The following is a 17354-nucleotide window of genomic DNA, read 5'->3' on the forward strand; positions in this document are numbered from 1 at the left end:
TGCGGCCTTCACGCAGGCTGGGAAAGTCAACCAGGCCCTGCTCGATGCCCTTGACCTCGCCCCCGAGCCGGCGCAGGGCCGCTATCTTCGCCTCGATCTCACGGGTGAGCTCCAGAGCCCGGCGCTGGAGCTGGCTCAGGCGCGCGGCGCCGGAGTGTCCGTTGCCGTGACTCGTATCCACGGTGCGCCCGATCTCGGCGTTGACGCTGTCGAGCTGGCGCTTGCGGCCCTGCATGAATTCCATGGCCTCGCGCAGCTCGGGGATGAGGGCGTTCACCTCGTCCGGCTCGAAGAGACGCAGGTCCTCGGTGCCTTCTCCCGACGTCACCGCTCAGCGACCTCCAGGCTCCGCGCAACGTAGTCCGACATGTCGACCTCGTGCAGCCGCGCGAGATCAGCCTCGCCGAGCGTTCCGATAGCAACCCTGGGGAGTGGCGTCACTGGGCGCCTCGCTGTCGTCCTCCCTCGGGGGAGGGTCAGAACTCCGTCGCCCCGGTGAACTCCCACCGCGAGACCTTCAGGGCGGGAACGCGGCAGGAGCCGAAGAACGACGGCAGCCGCATCGTTTCCCGGCCGATCAGGTCGACGTTGTTCATCGCTTCGAGGTAGCTCTGCGTGAAACGCAGGTTGCGGACCGGCCCGACGACCCGGCCGTCCTCGATCAGGAAGGTGCCATCGCGCGTCATTCCAGTCACCACCACGTTCAGCGGGTGCACGGGCCTGGTGTACCAGAAGCGGCTGACCAGCACGCCGCGCCTTACCGACGCTACGAGGTCGTCGGCCGAGGCTGTGCCTGGAGCGAGAAAGAGATTGCCGGGGGCCGGCCCGAAGGTCTGGCCTGCCGGCAGCGCGTGCCCGGTGGAGGCGTGGCCACCCTTAGCCCCGTAGTAGGTGTCCCAGACAACGTCGATGGCGACTCCGTCCCGTATGAGGTCGACCCTCTGCTTGGGCACGCCCTCCGCGTCGAAGGGCGACGGGATGCCGTCCAGCGAGAGGCCGTCGTCCCAGATCGAGATGTTCTCGCCCATGAGACGCTCGCCAAGGCGGCCGGACATGAAGCTGCGCTTCTCGAGGAAGGCCTGTGCGCCGAAGGAGAGGTAGGCGAAGTAGTCCATGATGTCGGCGACGGCGTAGGGCTGGAGGACCACCTCGTAGATGCCCGGTTCCAGCGGCCGTGGGTCAGCCCCGCGCAGGCACCTGTCGATGGCTTCGCCGGCAAGGGCGGCGCCATCGATCTCTCCGGCGTCGAGTGTCAACCGCTCCGCATGTCCGCTGGCAGTCTCACCCATCACGACGGTGTTGATGTCCGCGGAGGTGTCGGCGTGGTAGGCCCAGACGCCAAGCGAGTTCGCCACGGCGACCTCCGACCGCTGGGTGCGGAAGGCGCCGGCGGCCGTGAGGCCCGCGGCCCGCGAGGCCTCGCACACCTGGCGCACGACAGCCGCGCGGTCCTCCGGCTCGAACCGGGCGGTGCGCTCGATGAAAGAGGGGACCGCTGTCACCTGAGCCGGGCCGGGCAGGGATACGAAGTCGGGATTGTCCTGCTGCAACCGGGCGAGCGACACCGCGCGCCGTGTGACCTCGGCGAGCGCATCTTCCCGAGCGACGTCGGCGGAGGCGACGCCAACCTTCTTGCCGATGACAGCGCGTACCTGGACGCGCAGGTTGCGCTCTTCGACATTCTGGTGGATGTAGTTGTTGGCGAACCTGGTCAGGGCCGAGACGGAGGCATAGACCAGCACCTCCGTCTGGTCTGCCTCGCTGGCTTCCAGCAGGGCGTTGGCGATGCGGCGCAGTCCACTCTCGCCCAGTAGTCCCATCGCGGTCTGCAAGGCCATGGGAGCACGCTAGATCAGAAAGCGGGCGCAAGCAACGTCCGGCGTGCATGCCCAGGGCAAACTCGCCCGAGCGTGCGGACGCCGATGACCGCAATCCGGACTACGCGAAGGCAGGTGCTATTCTCACGTCCGTGAGACGCTCGGACGCCGCTACCCGAAAGCCTGTCTTCCTGGGGTGGGGTGTCGTCGCGGTCGCGGCGCTCGCCTCCTTTACCGAGGTCTCGTTCTTCAACCCCGTGCTCGGGGTCTTCATGCCGGCGCTCACCGAAGACTTCGGTTGGGGCCGCACGGAGGTCTCGGGCGCAATGACGACCGGTTCGCTGCTGGGCGCGTTGCTCTCGCCCTGGTTCGGCCCGCTTATCGACAGGTACGGCGGACGGCGGTTCGTAGCGGGCGGCGCTTTCGTGATGTTCCTCTGCCTCGTCGCGCTGGCCATGCTCCAGAACGTGTGGCAGTTCTACATCTTTTATTCGATCGGACGCGGCATGGCATCCGGCATTGTCGGCCTGGCCGCGACGGTAACCGTGAGCAAGTGGTTCGTCCGCAGGCGGGGGCTGGCCGTCGGTCTGACCACGCTCGGCACGCGCGCCGGCTTCGCCATCATGCCGATCGGGGTGCAGCTCATCATCGGCGGCTGGGGTTGGCGTGAAGCCTGGCTGGCGCTAGCCGCCATCGTGCTCGTCCTGGGGATCCTGCCGGCGGTCCGCTTCCTCCATCCCCGGCCCGAAGCGCTCGGCTTGCTGCCCGACGGCGACTCGGCGGCGGCGCCGAGGGGCGGGGACGGGAAGCGCTTCGCGAGCGAGGTTAGCTGGACCAGGGACGCCGCCGTGCGCACGAAGGCTTTCTGGCTCGTCACGGCGGCCATCAGCCTCCAGGCCTGGGCGGGCGGCGCGATCAACATGCACCAGATCCCGCACCTCGTCGATCAGGGCCTTTCGCCTGAGTCAGCGGCGCTGATCATAAGCCTCCTTGCCCTCTTTGCCGCCGCCGGCAGCCTGCTCGAGGGCGTGCTGGACGAGCGCATAGGCGCGCGCTGGACGCTCGTGATCGGCCTGGTCGGCTCGGCAGGCGGCATGGTGGTGCTGATGAACGTGCACGGGACGGACATGGCCCTCGCGTATGCCGCGGCCTACGGCGTGGCGTTCGGCCTCATGGTCACGAGTTCGCAGGTCGTGTTCGCCGACTACTTCGGCCGGGAGGCCATCGGCGCTATCCGCGGCGCGGCCGCGCCGATCCAGATGGGACTGAACGCGATCGGCCCGGTAGTCGCCGGCGCGGCCTATGACCTTACGGGGAACTACCTCGCTGCCTTCATTCCCTTTACTGCCGCCTACCTGCTCGCTGCTGCGTCGTTGGTGGCTGCTCGAAAGCCGGTGGTCCCTGAACGCTTAGCGATAGAGACGGCGGGAGCCGTAGCAGCTGGCTAGCGCAACCGCTCCAGGACCGCCTCGATCTCACGGAGCAGTCCCGTGGACGTATCGATGGAAAGGCGCCACGCCGGAGGGACGTCGTCCGGCGGCTCGTAGCGGGCCTTCTGGGCGAGGTAGACCTCCCAGGTCGCCTCCGAGGGTGTCCAGGGCTCCGACTCGCGACCCTCCTGGCGAGCCTTGATCACGTCGTCCGGCGCGTGGCACTCGACGACGAGCAGCGGCACGCCCGCGCGACGGGCAAGCGCCAGGATAGGGGCGCGCTGGGCGGCCTCCAGGTAAGTCCCATCCAGGACCACCGCCCGGCCCTCGGACAGGAACTCCTCGGCCTGCCTCGTCATCTGGTCGTATACCCGCGCCCGGTTCTCGGGGGAGTATCGCTCGCTGTCGACGGCGACGGGCCGGCCCCGGCCTGGCGGCTCGCCGGCGATCTCCTTGCGGAGGATGTCGGTCGAGAGGAGTACGGCGCCGATGCGGTGCGCCAGTGCGCCAGCGAGCAGGCTCTTGCCGCTGCCGGAAAGTCCCATCACCAGCAGCAGCCGCGGCGGTGAGTTGGCCCGACGGTAGCTTGCGGCTAGCTCGAAGTGGTGCCGTGACTCGGCTTCGGCGGCGCGCCGCTGCTCCAGGCCCACGCCCTCCTGGTCCATAAGGATGCCGGCCACTTTGCCCCTGATAACCGCCCGGTAAGCGCGGAAGAGGCCGCTGACCAGCGCCAGCGTCTTGTCCGCGGCCGCTGCCGAGTAGAGGCTCAGGACGACGTCCTCGAACTCCGGATAGCCTCGGCGGTGAAGGTCCATGGCCAGGAAGGCGATGTCGAGTCCGGTATCGGCGCAGCGCAGGCGCTCGTCGAACTCGAGGCAGTCGAAGATGCAGACGCCGTCGGGCGAGCCGCCATCGAAGGCGATGGCGTCCGCGCGCAGGTCTCCGTGGCCATCACGCACGCGGCCCTCGCGCTCCCGCGACAGCAGCAGGTCGCGCTCCTCCGCGAGGAAAGCGTCCGCGTAAGAGTGGATGGCATCGAACTGGGATGAAGTGAGAGTCCGGCCGATGAAGGGGGCGATCTCCGCCAGGTTGGAGGCCCAGTTCGCGACCATGGTGGCGTAGCCGCCGGCTTCACGCACTCTCTTGCCCCGCGCAGCGCTGGCGTGAAAGCGCGCTATCTTCCACACCAGCCGGCCGAGCATCGCGTGAGTCACCGCCCCGGCGTCCAGGAGGTTCGCCAGAACGCGCGCCGGCGGCAGACGGCGCATATGCACCGCGTAGTCCAGCACCTCGCCGGGGCCGCCGACCCGAAAGCGCTGGCCATCATGGCTGATGCTGACCACCCCGTAGTAAAGCGTCGCGCAGGTGCGGCTGTTGAGCCGCACTTCTTCCGTGCAGTAGCGCTTGCGCGCTTCCAGGGACGTGAAGTCGAGAAAGCCCAGGTTCACCGGCTTCTTGAGCTTGTAGGCGTGGTCGCCTGCCAGGACCACCCAGGAGATGTGCGTCTGGATCAGCTTGATGTCCTGGACGGGATGCTGATACGTCGACGGCACGAGCAGGGCGCGCACGTGCTCGGGTAGGCGAGCGCTGACCTCCTGGTCAAGGACCACGACACCAAAATCCCACCATCCCCGCAGCCTCGCAAGTGCCTTCGGCCCGGTACTGGCGGCACGGACGAAAATGCGGTTAGCATGCCGGTGGCCGTGACGACCATAGGAACGCCTCCGGCGAAGTTTCCGTCCCTGCCTTTCCCCCTCCAGGAGGGCGAGCAGGTCCTCATGTTCTGCCGCCGCCACTGGCTCTACCTGTGGCCTCGCCTCCTCCTGATCTTGGCGGTCGCCTTCCTGCCGCCTCTGGCGGCGGGATGGCTGCTGTCCGCCGCCGATGCCTATGAGGGCGTCATCGCCCGCGTATTCTGGGTGGCTGCCGGGGTGTGGCTGATCTACTGGGGCGTGCGCGCCTTCCTCACTTGGTATCGCTACAACAACGACATCTGGGTCATCACCAGCCAGCGGCTCATCGACAGCCTCAAGAAGCACCCCTTCAACCTCGAGGTGGCGACGGCGGACCTGGTGAACGTGCAGGACATCACGGTCGAGCGCAGCGGCGTCCTGCGCACGATCTTCGACTTCGGCGACATCCTCTGCCAGACAGCAGCCGAGCGCCAGGCGTTCGTGCTCGCCGGCATCCCGGACCCCCGCGCCGTGCAGGGCCTGATCGACCGCGAGCGTGACCGCGAGCGCTTGCGCTACCGGGCGTAACGCTCGGCCACGTCAGGCGTTCTTATAGATGACCGCAAGGAAAGCCGGTCACGACAGCTCCACGGACGGACAGCGAGCAGCCGGGTGGCTGTGATCCGGGACCCGAAGATGGTTGCCATCGGGTACCGGGGAGCCGAATGGCAAAACCGACCGGCCCACCTCTCCAGATCCGACTTCTCTCGACCTTCGAGCGCCCCTGAGCCACTCCGTCCGGCCGGCCGATGGTCGCCCCTCGCCCCTCAGTGCCTGAGCAAGGCTGGCGCGTAAACGCTTTGCTGCCTGTGTTAGGATGAGGAGCCCCCTGCTTCGCGGAAGTTCAAACGCGCGTGCCTGGTTACCTTCTGAGTCGAGCCCGCCCCGCCCTGGCAAGACGATCCCGGCTCATCTGGTCCGGTCTGGCTGCAGGCTACCTCGTCGCCACCACCGCGTTCCTGGTTACTCACGGCTCCTGGCCAACGCCTGACTTCCTGATACCACCCCTGGTCCTGCTTGCCGTCGCGAACGGGCGCGGCTGGCAGTTCGTGATCGACTGGTCGCCATTCCTCCTGCTCATGCTTGGGTACGAGGCGTTCCGGGGCGTTGCGGACAACCTCAACAGCCGCGTGCACTTCGTTAGCCTCATCGATGCGGACAAGTGGCTCCTGGGCGGCGAGACCGGGCCCAACCTGCTACAGCGCCTGTTCTTCCGGGAGGACCGCGTCGCCTGGTACGACTGGGTGGCTTCGGTGCTTCACATGATCCACTTCGTGGTGCCGGTTGCCGCGGCCTTCGCAATCTGGCTCGTGAGCCGGCGGACCTACTGGCGCTTTGCGGTCACCGTGCTTGGTCTCTTCTTCATGGGATTTGTGACCTACTACGCCTATCCGGCGGCGCCGCCGTGGATGGCAGGCGACTTCGGCCTGATTCCCCACGTGGAGCGCGTGCTCATCCATACGCTCGTGCAGTTGCCCGCGACCAAGGGCATCTCGCTTGCCTACGAACATTTCAGCCCCAACCCGGTCGCCGCGATGCCCTCCCTGCACGCGGCGCTGCCAATGCTCGTGAGCTTCGTCGCAATCTCGCTGGCTGGACGCAAGGCGATGCTGACGCTGGCCTATCCCATCGCCGGCGGCTTCTCGTGGATCTATCTGGGCGAGCACTACGTAATCGACGTGCTGGCCGGGTGGCTGTACGCCCTGCTGGCCTTCGCCGTCTTCTGGATGGCGCTCCCTGCCCTCGTCCGTCGCGCGGCCGCGCCCGTCGCGGCCCGGTTCGAAGCCCCGCGGCTGGCATGGCCTGCGTGGCCTCTGACAACGCTGGCTGTCGGCTTCATGGCCCTCGTCTGGGTCAACCCCCTGGTCCAGGCGCCGCTCAACCCGGACCGCGGCGCGCTGATCCCCTCGGCCGGTTTTCGCATCGGCATCGCGACCGCCGTGGCCCTGTCCGACCTCGAGCCCCTTCCGTGTCGCGAAGGACGCGCCGCCAGTCTCCTGCTCGACCGGGAGCTCGACCCGCTGGTGCGTGACTACGCTGCCTACATCCAGGGTTTGAGTGCGCCGGTCTGCCTCTCGCTGACAGCCGGCCGCGGCGCCCCCGAACTAACCGATGAAGACCTCGATTCGCTGCGGTCCCTCTCGACAGGTCCGTCTCCGCGGCTGTTGTTCTTTTCTGGCCCTCCGCTCCTGGCCATCGTCCAGATCGGCTACCCAACCGCGGAGTTGCAGGCCATCGCGGGCGTGGCGCCGGACGACCGGCTCGCTCTAATCGTTCGGTTCGACAACGCGCAGGGTGTGGCGCTGCTCTACCCGATTGTTGCGCGAATAGCGACGCTTGCGTTTACATATGGCGAGCTTACGCCTCCCGCCGGCGAAAGCGAGTGTGTGGACGCCTGTACGCCGGAGCCGCCGCGGCCGGGGCCGGTGCAGGAGGCGGCGCCAACTCCTCCGCCCGAGGAGACGCCAGGACAGGAGACGCAGGAAACCGCGACTCCGACTCCAGACGAGGCGACGCCAACACCGACTCCGACGCCGACTGCAACTCCGACAACGACTCCGACGCCCGGGGTGGAAGAAGGGCCGGGCTAGGAGCGGAGGGAAGACGCCACAGGGAGGTTGATGCGTCTCCACAGGGTCTCCGGGGGGATCGCCGTCGTAACGACGGTGCTGGCGATCACGTACTTGGTGCTGCCCCTGGCGGGTGGCGCTTCGGCGCCGCGCGCGGTCAATCGCGGCGCCCCGGAGCCGGCCCTGACCCGTGAGCGCGTAACCATCAGCGTCCAGTTGCTCGAGTCGCTCATGGCCGTCGATCTTGACGCGCACCAGGCTTACTTTGCCCGTGTGCGCGTGCGGCGAGGCGAAGCGGCTGCCGCTGCGGCCGAGGGTGCGGTCCGCGCGCCCTACCTGCGAAGGATCGAGAAGATCAGGGCCGCCGGCCGAGACTCAGAGGAGCAGGAGATCGCTGTAATCACGATCATGGGGGCGTTCCGGTTCAGCGCGATGTCCTTCGACGGCGGGATCAATGAGAAGGACCCGGTGTCCCTGCTGGTCTACGGTGATACTTCGGTGCTGGACACCTACGACCGCCTGGTGCGGGACGCGATCCCGGGACGCTCGTACCAGGACGAGAACGGACAGATGGACACATCCGCGATGCGGGAGTGCCGGTCTCAGACGCAATGGGTCCTGATGGGCAACGTCGGCGAGGAGCTCAACTGGCACAGGAGCCAGCGCGGCCTGATGAGGCTGGGCGAGAAGTGCACGGAGGGCCTGCGGGACCATATTCGCTTCTACGGCGACCTCTACCATCGCGACTACGGCCGCTGGCTGGTGGGGACGCCGCATCGCGAGGCGTGGGTCCCCGGCGCCGGTCACCGCATCGATAGTTGGACAGCCGCGCGGGACGCCCTCCGCGACTACTGGCTCGGCGCGGCACCGGACCGCCAGCGCTTCGTTGGCAACCCGACCGTGCGGTCATGGGATTTCGATAGCTGGGGCAACGCCGGTCTCTTCCAGGGAGTCCCCTTCGACGGCTATGGCCTGACGATCGGCCTGAACAGCCTCACTGCAATCGAAGACGCCGCCGCCGCCATCGACGCCGGCAGTCGCTAGCCAGCTCCTTCGTCAGCGCTCCTCACCGGCTTTGGCGGCCGCGCCGCCTCTCGCCGGAGGCCAGCAGGGCCTCGCCGCAGCCGCTGCCGGCGGTCGCTGCGACATGGCGTTGACAGGCTTAGCCCACGGTCATATTCTCCCGCCATCCGGAATTGAGTTCCGGGAAGGAGCGCCGTGACCACCTATATCGTGAGGCGCCTCATCGCGTCCATTCCAGTCGTGATTCTGGTCTCGATGCTTACTTTTCTGGGCCAGTCCCTGATCCCGGGCGACCCAATCCTTGCCGTTTTGGGAGCAGACGAAGTTGGCGCGTTGAGCGACCTCGGGCCTGAGGTGCTAGCAGCGAAACGCCGCGAACTCGGTCTCGACCAGCCGCTACCGGTCCAGTACGCGAAATACGTCGCCAGGGTAGCCCAGGGCGATTTCGGAAAGTCGTTCCGAACCCGCCAGCCAGTCCTCGACACGCTCGGCGACCGCCTCTCTGTCAGCGTGAAGCTGAACATAATCACGTTTACGGTGAACACGACGCTTGCGATCGCGCTCGGCACCATCGCTGCTCTCTACAGGGGCACCGTCATCGACCTGCTGGCAACCGGGTGGGCGGTGCTGGGAGTCGCTACTCCCGGATTCTGGCTGGCGATCCTGCTGATCCTGGTCTTTTCGGTGCAGCTCGGATGGCTTCCCGCTTCCGGCTGGGTCGACCCGCTGGACGACCCGGTGGACGGAGCGCGGCACCTGGTACTACCGGTCCTGTCGCTCGGTCTATTCGGGTCGGCGACCGTAATGAGGCAGACGCGCTCGGCCCTGCTCGAGGTGCTTCGCCAGGACTACATCGTCACGGCTCGCTCGAAGGGGCTGGCGGGGCGGGTGGTGATTGTGCGCCACGCTCTCAAGAACGCCATGCTGCCTGTCGTGACGGTTGTCGGCCTGTCACTCGCCGGCCTGCTAGGTGGCACCGTGCTCATCGAGCGAGTCTTCGCCATCCCGGGTGTTGGCCGGATGGCGCTAGACGCGACGAACTCCCGCGACTACCCCGTCATACAGGCGATCGTGCTGCTTGCGGCCTTCTCGATCATCGTCGCCAACCTTGTAACCGACCTCCTCTATGCCTATCTAGACCCGCGGATCAGGTACCGCTAGAGGCGAGCATGGCGACACAGGCCTCGGCTGAACAGCTCTCGATCGAACTACCACATGCGCGGACGCAGTCACGCGGGGCGGTCCACGCCGCCGTAGCGTTCCTGGCCGACCCGAAGGCAGCGGTCGCCGTGGCGATACTGGCGTTCTTCCTCGTCCTCGCGGTCTTCGCCCCGCTGATCGCGCCCTACGGGGAAAACCAGCAGGACCGGCGGGCCAGCCTGCAGGGGCCTTCGGCCTCTCATCCGTTCGGCACCGACCGCCTGGGCCGCGATGTCCTGAGCCGCATCATCTACGGCAGCCGCGTGTCGCTCCGAGTCGGTTTTATTGCCGTCGGAATAGCCGCCGCCATTGGCATACCGCTGGGGCTGATCGCGGGCTGGCTCGGACGCTGGGCCGACGAAGTCATCATGCGGGTCGTCGACGCGTGGATCGTGTTCCCGAACTTGATCCTGCTGCTGGCGATAGTGGCGATCCTGGGGCCGGGCACCACGAACGTGATGATCGCGATCGGCTTGAACTCCTTCCCGATCTACGCCCGTCTCATCCGCGCCCAGACGCTCTCGCTCAAGGAGCGCGACTTCGTGCTCGCCGCGCGCACACTGGGCGCGAAGGACTCCCGTATCCTTGCCCGGCACATCCTGCCGAACGCTATCCAGCCGATCATCGTCCAGGGCTCGCTGGCAGTGGGCGCCGCCGTCCTTGCCGAAGCCGGCCTGAGCTTCCTCGGCATCGGCGTCAAGCCTCCCACCGCGACCTGGGGAGTGATCATCAACGACGGCTTTTCAGTCATACGTTCGAACCCGTGGATCTCGGTGACGCCGGGGATCGCGATCGTCCTCTTCGTGCTCGGAGTCAACCTCCTGGGGGACAGGCTGCGTGACGTCCTCGATCCTCGTCTGCGGGGTTCGAGATGAATTGGCCGGCCGGGTGCGGCCGGCAAGAAGGGAGCGCCATTTGGTTGATCGAACGGCATTTGTACTCCGCTTCGTAAGGCACTAGGTCATGGGAGGACGGGGATGGAATCGAGTTATTGGGCAAGGATGATGCGGGCGCGGGTTGCGCGCAGGCGGCTTCTGGCGGGCGCTGGCGCCGCCGGGCTTGCGGGTGTGATCGTCGCCTGCGGTGGCGGCGGTGACGGCGGCACATCGGGCGAGCCGGAGTCTCGCACGGATGAGGACCCCGGGCCGCCGAAGTACGGCGGCACTCTGAAGATCGGCTACAGCGGCGCCAGCATCACGAACTTCGACCCCCACTTCGGCGCCTCAGGCGCGGAACACCAGTTCTTCTTCGCGATCTGCGACCCCATCGTCGGATACGACCAGAAGGGACAGTTGGATGCCTCCCTGTCGCTGGCGGAAAAATGGGAGCTGCCCGAGCCGACGCGGGTCACGCTGAAGCTCCGTTCCGGCATCAAGTTCCACGACGGCGCTGAGTTCAGCGCGGACGACGTCAAGTGGAACCTCGAGCGCATCATCGACCCCAGCTCCGGCGCTACTCCGCGCAGCGACCTGGCGTCGATTGACAGCGTTCAGGTGGTGAATAAGAACGAGGTCGTGATAAGGCTCAAGGAGCCGAGCGCCCCGCTGCTGACGAACTTCGGCGACCGCGGCGGTCAGATCCTTTCTCGCACGTCCTTCGAGAAGGTTGGCAAGGACGGCTTCCGCCGAAGTCCTGTGGGCACGGGACCCTTCATCCTCAAGCAGTGGGTCGACGATGCCTACCTGGTGTACGAGGCGAACCCTAACTACTGGCGTAAGGACGCGAGGGGCAACAAGCTACCTTACCTGCAGACAATCCGGGTGGAGCTAATCCCGGACGCCACCGTCCGCACGGCAGCGTTCGAAGCTGGCGACGTCGATGTCGTTATCGGGGTGCCGGCTACGGAGGAGAAGCGGCTTGCGTCCGACCGTAATTACCAGGTCGTGAAGTTCAACGGGTCCGGCACGACGATCTGGTACATGAACCACGCCTTCCCGCCACTGGACAATGTTTGGTTCAGGCGCGCGCTGTCTTCGGCCCTCGACAGGGAGAGCTACATCAAGAATTTCCTTACCGGCGAGGAGCAGATCGCGACGGGTTTCGCGACTCCGGCTTCCTGGGCGCACGACGCCACGATTCAGAACTACAACTTCGACATCGCCAAGGCAAAGGAGTACCTGCAGCGCTCAGGCCTGCCCCAATCGCAGTGGCGCGTCCGTACGCAGCCATTCGGCGCCACGATCAGCGACGCGGAGCTCTTCTGGCAGACGTCCGCCAAGGAAGCGGGTATCACGATCGACTACGCCGAGCCGGAGCGGGACGGATGGCAGAAGCGCGTCCTCAAGGGCCTCGGCGGTGACGGCAGCGCCGGCATGTACTTCTCCGGCCTCTCCCTCCGTGTCGACCCCGACGGTCACCTGGGCCTGATCTACACCCAGAAGGGCGCTTATAACTCCGGACAGGCGCCTCTCCCGGAGGTGGAGCCATTGATCATCAAAGCGAAGCAGACTTACGACCTGAACGAGCGCAAGTCCATCTACTCGGAGGCTCAGAAGAAGGCCGTTGAGAACGTCTACTCCGCTTTCCTGGTCACATACGGCATCGCTCGAGGCTTCGCGCGCAAGAACGTGGGGAACTTCAGGGCCTGGTTCGGGGGCGAGGGCAAGCCGCGCTTCGCCAACCTCTGGGTGTGATAGCTTCTTGACGGCGTGGCGGTCCCGGAGCCCCCGGCCGTCCCGGAGTCTCGGCGGCTACGCGTGCCCGGCTGTCTCGAGTCAGTGGGAGTGGAACCCGCTGCGAAGCCGTCGCTCTTTGTTATAGGACCCTCCTCCAGCGGGGCGAGGGACGGGGGTGTGTGGCTTGACCTGGCAACCAGAAGTCGACGAGATCGAGTGGCGCCGCCAGCTCGCATACCGCATGGGCGGCGAGGAGCGCGTCAGAGACCAGCATGAGCGCGGGAAGCTGAGCGTCCGCGAGCGCATCGACGCGCTCATCGACCCTGGCAGCTTCAGGGAACGGTTTCCCTTGCAGGGCAGCGCGGTCTACAGGGACGGCAAGCTCGTCGACTTCGTCGCCCGCCGCAACGTCTTCGGTCTCGCGCGCCTCGATGGCAGGCCGGTGGTGGTCTCCGCGGACGACTACACCGCCCGCCCGCCCAGCGGTAGCGCTGGCGTCCAACGCGGAAGCGCCGGAGGAAGCGGACTGCGAGCAAGCAGCGCCGACCACATGGCTCTCCAGCTCAAACTCCCCCTCGTCCGGCTGGTCGACGGCTTTGGTGCTGACATCCGGGGTACCCAGGCGACGGGCGCCACGCACATCCCGGCAATGGCCTGGGACACGATCACGGCGATGCTTCAGGAGGTGCCCCTCGTCTGCGTTGCCCTCGGCTCGATCGCGGGGGCGCCGGCGGCGCTGATGGCGGGAAACCATTTCTCGATCATGGTGAAGGGGATCTCTCAGGTCTTCGCGGCGGGACCGCCCGTGGTCAAGCGATCGCTCCATCTCGACATCGACAAGGAGGACCTGGGCGGCTATAAGGTCCACGCGCGGGGCAGCGGCCTCATCGACAACGAGGCGGAGGATGAATACGACGCCTTCCGCCAGGTGCGCCGCTTTCTCTCATACTTGCCCAGCAACGTCTACAAGCTGCCTCCCGTCCAGGAATGCGTGGACGACAGCCCGGACCGGCGCGAGGAGGCCTTGCTTAGCTTCATCCCACGCGACCGGTTCAGGCCCTACAACCCGCGGAAGATGATCGACCTGATCGTGGACAAGGGTTCCGCCTTCGAGATCGGCCGCTACTACGGAGGCGCGCAGGTGACGATGCTCGCCCGGATGAACGGCAAGCCCGTGGGCATCCTCGCGAACGATCCCCTGGTGCACGGCGGTGGGATGGAGGCGACTGCCGCGCAAAAGCTCGAGAAGTTCGTCGACCTCTGCGATACCTTCCACCTGCCGATCATCAACTTCGCCGACCAGCCCGGCTTTGTCGTCGGGCCGAACGCGGAGCGTGCAGGCACACTGAAGCAGGGAGCTCGCGCTCTCACGGCGATCGAGCAGGCCACGATCCCCTGGGCGACCGTGATCGTGCGGCGCCTGTATGGAGTTGCCGGCCAGGCGCACCAGGCGCACACGCGCTGGGTCTACCGCTTCGCGTGGCCGTCGGCGGAGTGGGGCTCGATCCCCGTCGAAGGCGGTATCGCCGCTGCCTACCGGCGCGAGATCGAGAACGCGCCCGACCCGGAAGCCCGCCAGGCTGAGCTGGAAGCGGAGTTGGCTGCGATTCGCTCATCCCCGTTCCGCACGGCTGAGATCGGGGGCGTCGAGGACATAGTCGACCCACGGGATACGCGGCCGCTACTGTGCGAGTGGGTTGACCTCGTGTACGAGCAGCTGCCGCAGGACCTGGGCAAGAAGGCACGGGGCATGCGGCCTTGACGCCTGGGCAAAGGCTTCGCGTCCTCGAGATCTCGGCAAAGGAAGAAGCCGCGGCCTACTGCGGCAAGCTGTTCCGCCGCGCCGGCCACGACGTACTGCGCATCGAGCCTCCCGGACACGAGGCGCCTCTGCACCTGGATGTCTACCTCAACGGCGGCAAGAAGCGTCAGCGGCTGGACCTCCGGGCGGAACGCGGGCGCCTCTCGCGGCTAGCGGCCGCGGCCGACCTGCTGCTGACCGACTACGGGCCCCGCGAGCTCGGCGACCTGGGCCTCCTCGACCTGGATGGCCCAGCCGTCCGCGTACTCATCACGCCCTTCGGGCGCAACGGTCCTTATCGCGAGTACGAGGCGACGGCCCACACTCTCCTCGCCCTCGGCGGCTACACCTGGCTCATGGGCGACCCCGACCGCGCGCCGCTGACGATGCCTGGCAACTACCCGTACTACCAGGCCGGGACGTTCGCCTACATTGGCGCGCTCGCGGCCACGATGGCCTCCGAGCCCGGCCGGCCGCTGGACATCGACGTCAGCGTTTTCGAGTGCCTGGCGGGCTTGCATCAGTTCACGGACACCATGTGGAACTTCGGCGGGCAGGTGCGTAGCCGGCACGGGAACCGATGGGAGAACCTGTCCCCCACGACGCTCTATCGCTGTCACGACGGATGGTATGGCGTGAACATCCTGGCCAACTTCTGGTCCTCGTTCGCGCTCATGATCGGCCGTGCCGACCTGGCGGAGGACGGCCCGCTTGCCAGCAACGCGGGGCGCATGGAGCACAACGACGAAGTCGACGAGATCGTCACGAAGGCGCTATGGGACAAGCGCGCCAGGGACATCTTCAAGGAGGGCCAGGAGGTCTGGCGGGTGCCGGTCGGCTACGCCGCGGCCCTCTCCGACCTCCTCGCTGACCCGCACCTCAACGCGCGCTCCTTCTGGCAGCCCGTCGAAGTGGCGCTGCCCGAGGGCAGGAGGCGCCTCCTCGCGCCCGGCCGGCCCTTCAAGTTCGTCGGCGAGCAGCCTCCGCCGGAGTTGCCTCCCGAGCCGCCAGGGGAGGCGGGCTTCGACGAAGACCGCCAGGATGGCCGGCCCCAGCCTCGTGGGGCGGCCTCACCCGCGCGACCTCTAAGTGGGGTCCGGGTCCTCGATCTCACGCGGATCTGGTCGGGGCCTCTGGCCACGCGGATACTGGGCGACCTCGGCGCCGAGGTGATCAAGATCGAAGCCCAGGACGGGCGAGGTGGTCAGGGTGCGCCCCGAAGCAATGTGGCTGCCGGGGGCACGGCGCCGGCCGAACGCCACTGGAACCAGCAGCCCCTGTTCAACAAGCTCAACCGCAACAAGAAGAGCATCGCCATCGACCTCAAGTCCGCGCGCGGCCGGGAGCTGTTCCTGGATCTCGTCGAGAAGTGCGACGTGGTCGTCGAGAACTTCAGCGCCCGGGCAATGCCCGGCCTCGGGCTGTCGTATGAGGTGATGAAGGCACGCAATGCGCGGATCATCTATCTGTCCATGCCTGCCTTCGGCCAGTTCGGCCCCTACCGGGACTACATCGGCCTCGGCCCCAGCATCGAGCCCATCACGGGCATGACCGCCCTCATGGGTTACTCGGACCATGAGCCGCGGGTGACGTCGAAAGCCGTCACCGACCCGATCGCCGGTGTGAGCACGGCAGCGGCGATCATAGAGGCGCTCGTGCGCCGGGAGCGCACCGGTCAGGGCTGCCTCATAGACCTGTCGCAGCACGAGACGGGCGTCGCCTATCTCGGCGAGTACTTCATCGAGCGCCAGCTGACAGGGCGCGAGCCCAGCCGCGCCGGAAACACCCACCGCGAGTTCGCGCCGCACGGAGTGTACCGGTGCGCCGGCGAGGACGACTGGATCGCCATCGCCGCCCGCGACGGCGACGAGTGGCGGGCACTGTGCGAGGTGCTTGGCCTCGAGAGCCTGGTTGCCGATCAGCGCTTTGCCACGATTGCCGGGCGGCGCGAAAACCGCGAACCTCTCGACTCTTACATCGATGCGGCGACTTCCAAGTGGCACAAGCGCGACCTCGAGGCGGCCCTGCAGGCGAGAGGCGTGCCCGCGGGCAGCGTCCTTTCCGCGCCCGAGTGGCTCAGCGACCCACATCTGCTCGCCCGCGGCTACTTCGTCGAGTTGACTCATAAGGAGGCCGGCACGCATCCGTGGGACGGCTCGCCCCTGATGTTCAACGGCGCCCGCGGCTACGAGTCGTGGTCTCCCGCGCCCTGCCTCGGCGAACACGCCCCGGAGGTGCTGAAAGACATCCTGGGCATGAGCGACGCGGAGATCGCCGACCTCTTCGCGCAGGGCATCCTCGCCGACACCCCGCCAGCGCGGGTGGCAGCTGTCTAGGCAGGTAGGCCGCGGCAGGGCGCCGGGCGCTCCGCTCCGGGAAGCGATGGCCTCGCACGGCCGCGGGCCTACTCCAGGCGCGCAAGCCAGCGGTGGTCCGGCTTTACGGCAGCAATCGCGTTTCGTAGCCAGCGCCGCCGTTCGCTCGACAGCGCCGGACCCAGCGCGTCGAAGTCGGCGTTATCCGAGTCCCGGTCCTCGAGCCGGGGAATGCCGATGTAGGCCGTGGCCTTGAAGAACAAGAGCACCTCAGGGACGACGGCATCGACGCCCCAGGGCGAGCGCCGGACTCCGTCCGAGACCGGAAGCGCGACTCGAGGCTCCCGCCTCAGGAGCCAGGCGTTGTCCTCGCGCTCATCGACGAGTACTTCCAGCCAGAAGCCCTCCTCCGTCCTTGCGATGCCGTCTTGCGGGAGCGGGCGGGCCTCTTCGGGAGGGCGGCAGTGGATGTGGGCGGGAAGCTCCAGGGGCCTTCCGTCCCAGAGTTCGGCACTGCTCCCGTTCCAGCCTCGTTCATGAGCGAGCAATTGCCAGCCCAGCAGATGCTCGAAGACCGCTTGCAGGTCGTCGTAGAACACGGAGATGTCGACATCGCCGTGCTCGCGTGTCTCGCGGCCAAGCCAGGCGTCGACCGCCCAACCGCCAGCGACCGCCCAGGGCCGGCCAAAGCCGCGCATAAGCGCTGCTACGCGCGCCACTGGCTCGGGCGCGGCACCGGTCCTCTTACCACCCGCGCGGCGCTCAGCCACCGAGAGATTCCTTCACGAGATCAATCAGGCCGCCCGAGGGCGGCCGTCGAAGTCGAGGAGCTTCGACCATCAGGTCAGGC

The 17354-nt window shown here is 67.2% G+C and carries 13 protein-coding genes; 9 read left to right on the top strand and 4 right to left on the bottom strand.

The features are described from left to right. Together VNN10_13800 and VNN10_13805 are read right to left on the bottom strand one after the other, a co-directional pair. Positions 1–328 (bottom strand): DUF2203 family protein (locus VNN10_13800; protein HXH23093.1); only part of this gene is annotated, 328 nt, incomplete at its 3' end. A gap of 148 nt (positions 329–476) precedes the next feature. Continuing rightward, positions 477–1838 carry a TldD/PmbA family protein gene (locus VNN10_13805; GenBank protein ID HXH23094.1) on the bottom strand — a complete coding sequence of 454 codons (1362 nt, stop codon included), beginning with the start codon at positions 1836–1838 and terminating at the stop codon, positions 477–479. 131 nt (positions 1839–1969) lie between these two features. On the opposite strand from VNN10_13805, the gene VNN10_13810 reads away from it, so the two are divergent. Beyond that, positions 1970–3265, top strand: coding sequence for an MFS transporter (locus tag VNN10_13810; protein HXH23095.1), 1296 nt, complete (start codon positions 1970–1972; stop codon positions 3263–3265). Here VNN10_13810 and VNN10_13815 read toward each other — a convergent pair. Continuing rightward, positions 3262–4857: an AAA family ATPase gene (locus tag VNN10_13815; protein ID HXH23096.1), complete on the bottom strand. Its 1596-nt coding sequence runs from the start codon at positions 4855–4857 to the stop codon at positions 3262–3264. The two genes, VNN10_13810 and VNN10_13815, sit on opposite strands and share 4 nt — an antisense overlap. 93 nt (positions 4858–4950) lie before the next feature. Here VNN10_13815 and VNN10_13820 point away from each other — a divergent pair, with 93 nt between their 5' ends. The 8 genes from VNN10_13820 to VNN10_13855 all read left to right on the top strand — a co-directional run bounded on the left by VNN10_13820 (position 4951) and on the right by VNN10_13855 (position 16525). Further along, positions 4951–5508 (top strand): hypothetical protein, encoded by a 558-nt coding sequence (locus VNN10_13820; protein ID HXH23097.1) that lies wholly within the window; start codon positions 4951–4953, stop codon positions 5506–5508. A 326-nt stretch (positions 5509–5834) separates the two neighbouring features. Then, the gene (locus VNN10_13825) at positions 5835–7571 is read left to right on the top strand and encodes a phosphatase PAP2 family protein (protein HXH23098.1); all 1737 of its coding nucleotides are present in this window, start codon (positions 5835–5837) and stop codon (positions 7569–7571) included. A gap of 30 nt (positions 7572–7601) precedes the next feature. Continuing rightward, positions 7602–8594 carry a hypothetical protein gene (locus tag VNN10_13830; protein ID HXH23099.1) on the top strand — a complete coding sequence of 331 codons (993 nt, stop codon included), beginning with the start codon at positions 7602–7604 and terminating at the stop codon, positions 8592–8594. A gap of 174 nt (positions 8595–8768) precedes the next feature. After that, positions 8769–9734: an ABC transporter permease gene (locus VNN10_13835; protein HXH23100.1), complete on the top strand. Its 966-nt coding sequence runs from the start codon at positions 8769–8771 to the stop codon at positions 9732–9734. 8 nt (positions 9735–9742) lie between these two features. Continuing rightward, positions 9743–10648: an ABC transporter permease gene (locus VNN10_13840; protein ID HXH23101.1), complete on the top strand. Its 906-nt coding sequence runs from the start codon at positions 9743–9745 to the stop codon at positions 10646–10648. A gap of 102 nt (positions 10649–10750) precedes the next feature. Then, positions 10751–12406, top strand: a complete 1656-nt coding sequence (locus tag VNN10_13845; GenBank protein ID HXH23102.1) for an ABC transporter substrate-binding protein — start codon at positions 10751–10753, stop codon at positions 12404–12406. 157 nt (positions 12407–12563) lie between these two features. Beyond that, on the top strand, positions 12564–14150 hold the full coding sequence (locus VNN10_13850) for a carboxyl transferase domain-containing protein (GenBank protein HXH23103.1): 1587 nt from the start codon (positions 12564–12566) through the stop codon (positions 14148–14150). Next, the gene (locus VNN10_13855) at positions 14147–16525 is read left to right on the top strand and encodes a CoA transferase (GenBank protein HXH23104.1); all 2379 of its coding nucleotides are present in this window, start codon (positions 14147–14149) and stop codon (positions 16523–16525) included. The genes VNN10_13850 and VNN10_13855 overlap by 4 nt, the downstream gene beginning before the upstream one ends. Before the next feature lie 68 nt (positions 16526–16593). On the opposite strand, the gene VNN10_13860 is transcribed toward VNN10_13855, so the two are convergent. Then, positions 16594–17274: a hypothetical protein gene (locus VNN10_13860; protein HXH23105.1), complete on the bottom strand. Its 681-nt coding sequence runs from the start codon at positions 17272–17274 to the stop codon at positions 16594–16596. Positions 17275–17354: the final 80 nt, after the last annotated feature.

Source organism: Dehalococcoidia bacterium, from assembly GCA_035574915.1.
Classification (GTDB): Bacteria; Chloroflexota; Dehalococcoidia; order DSTF01; family WHTK01; genus DATLYJ01.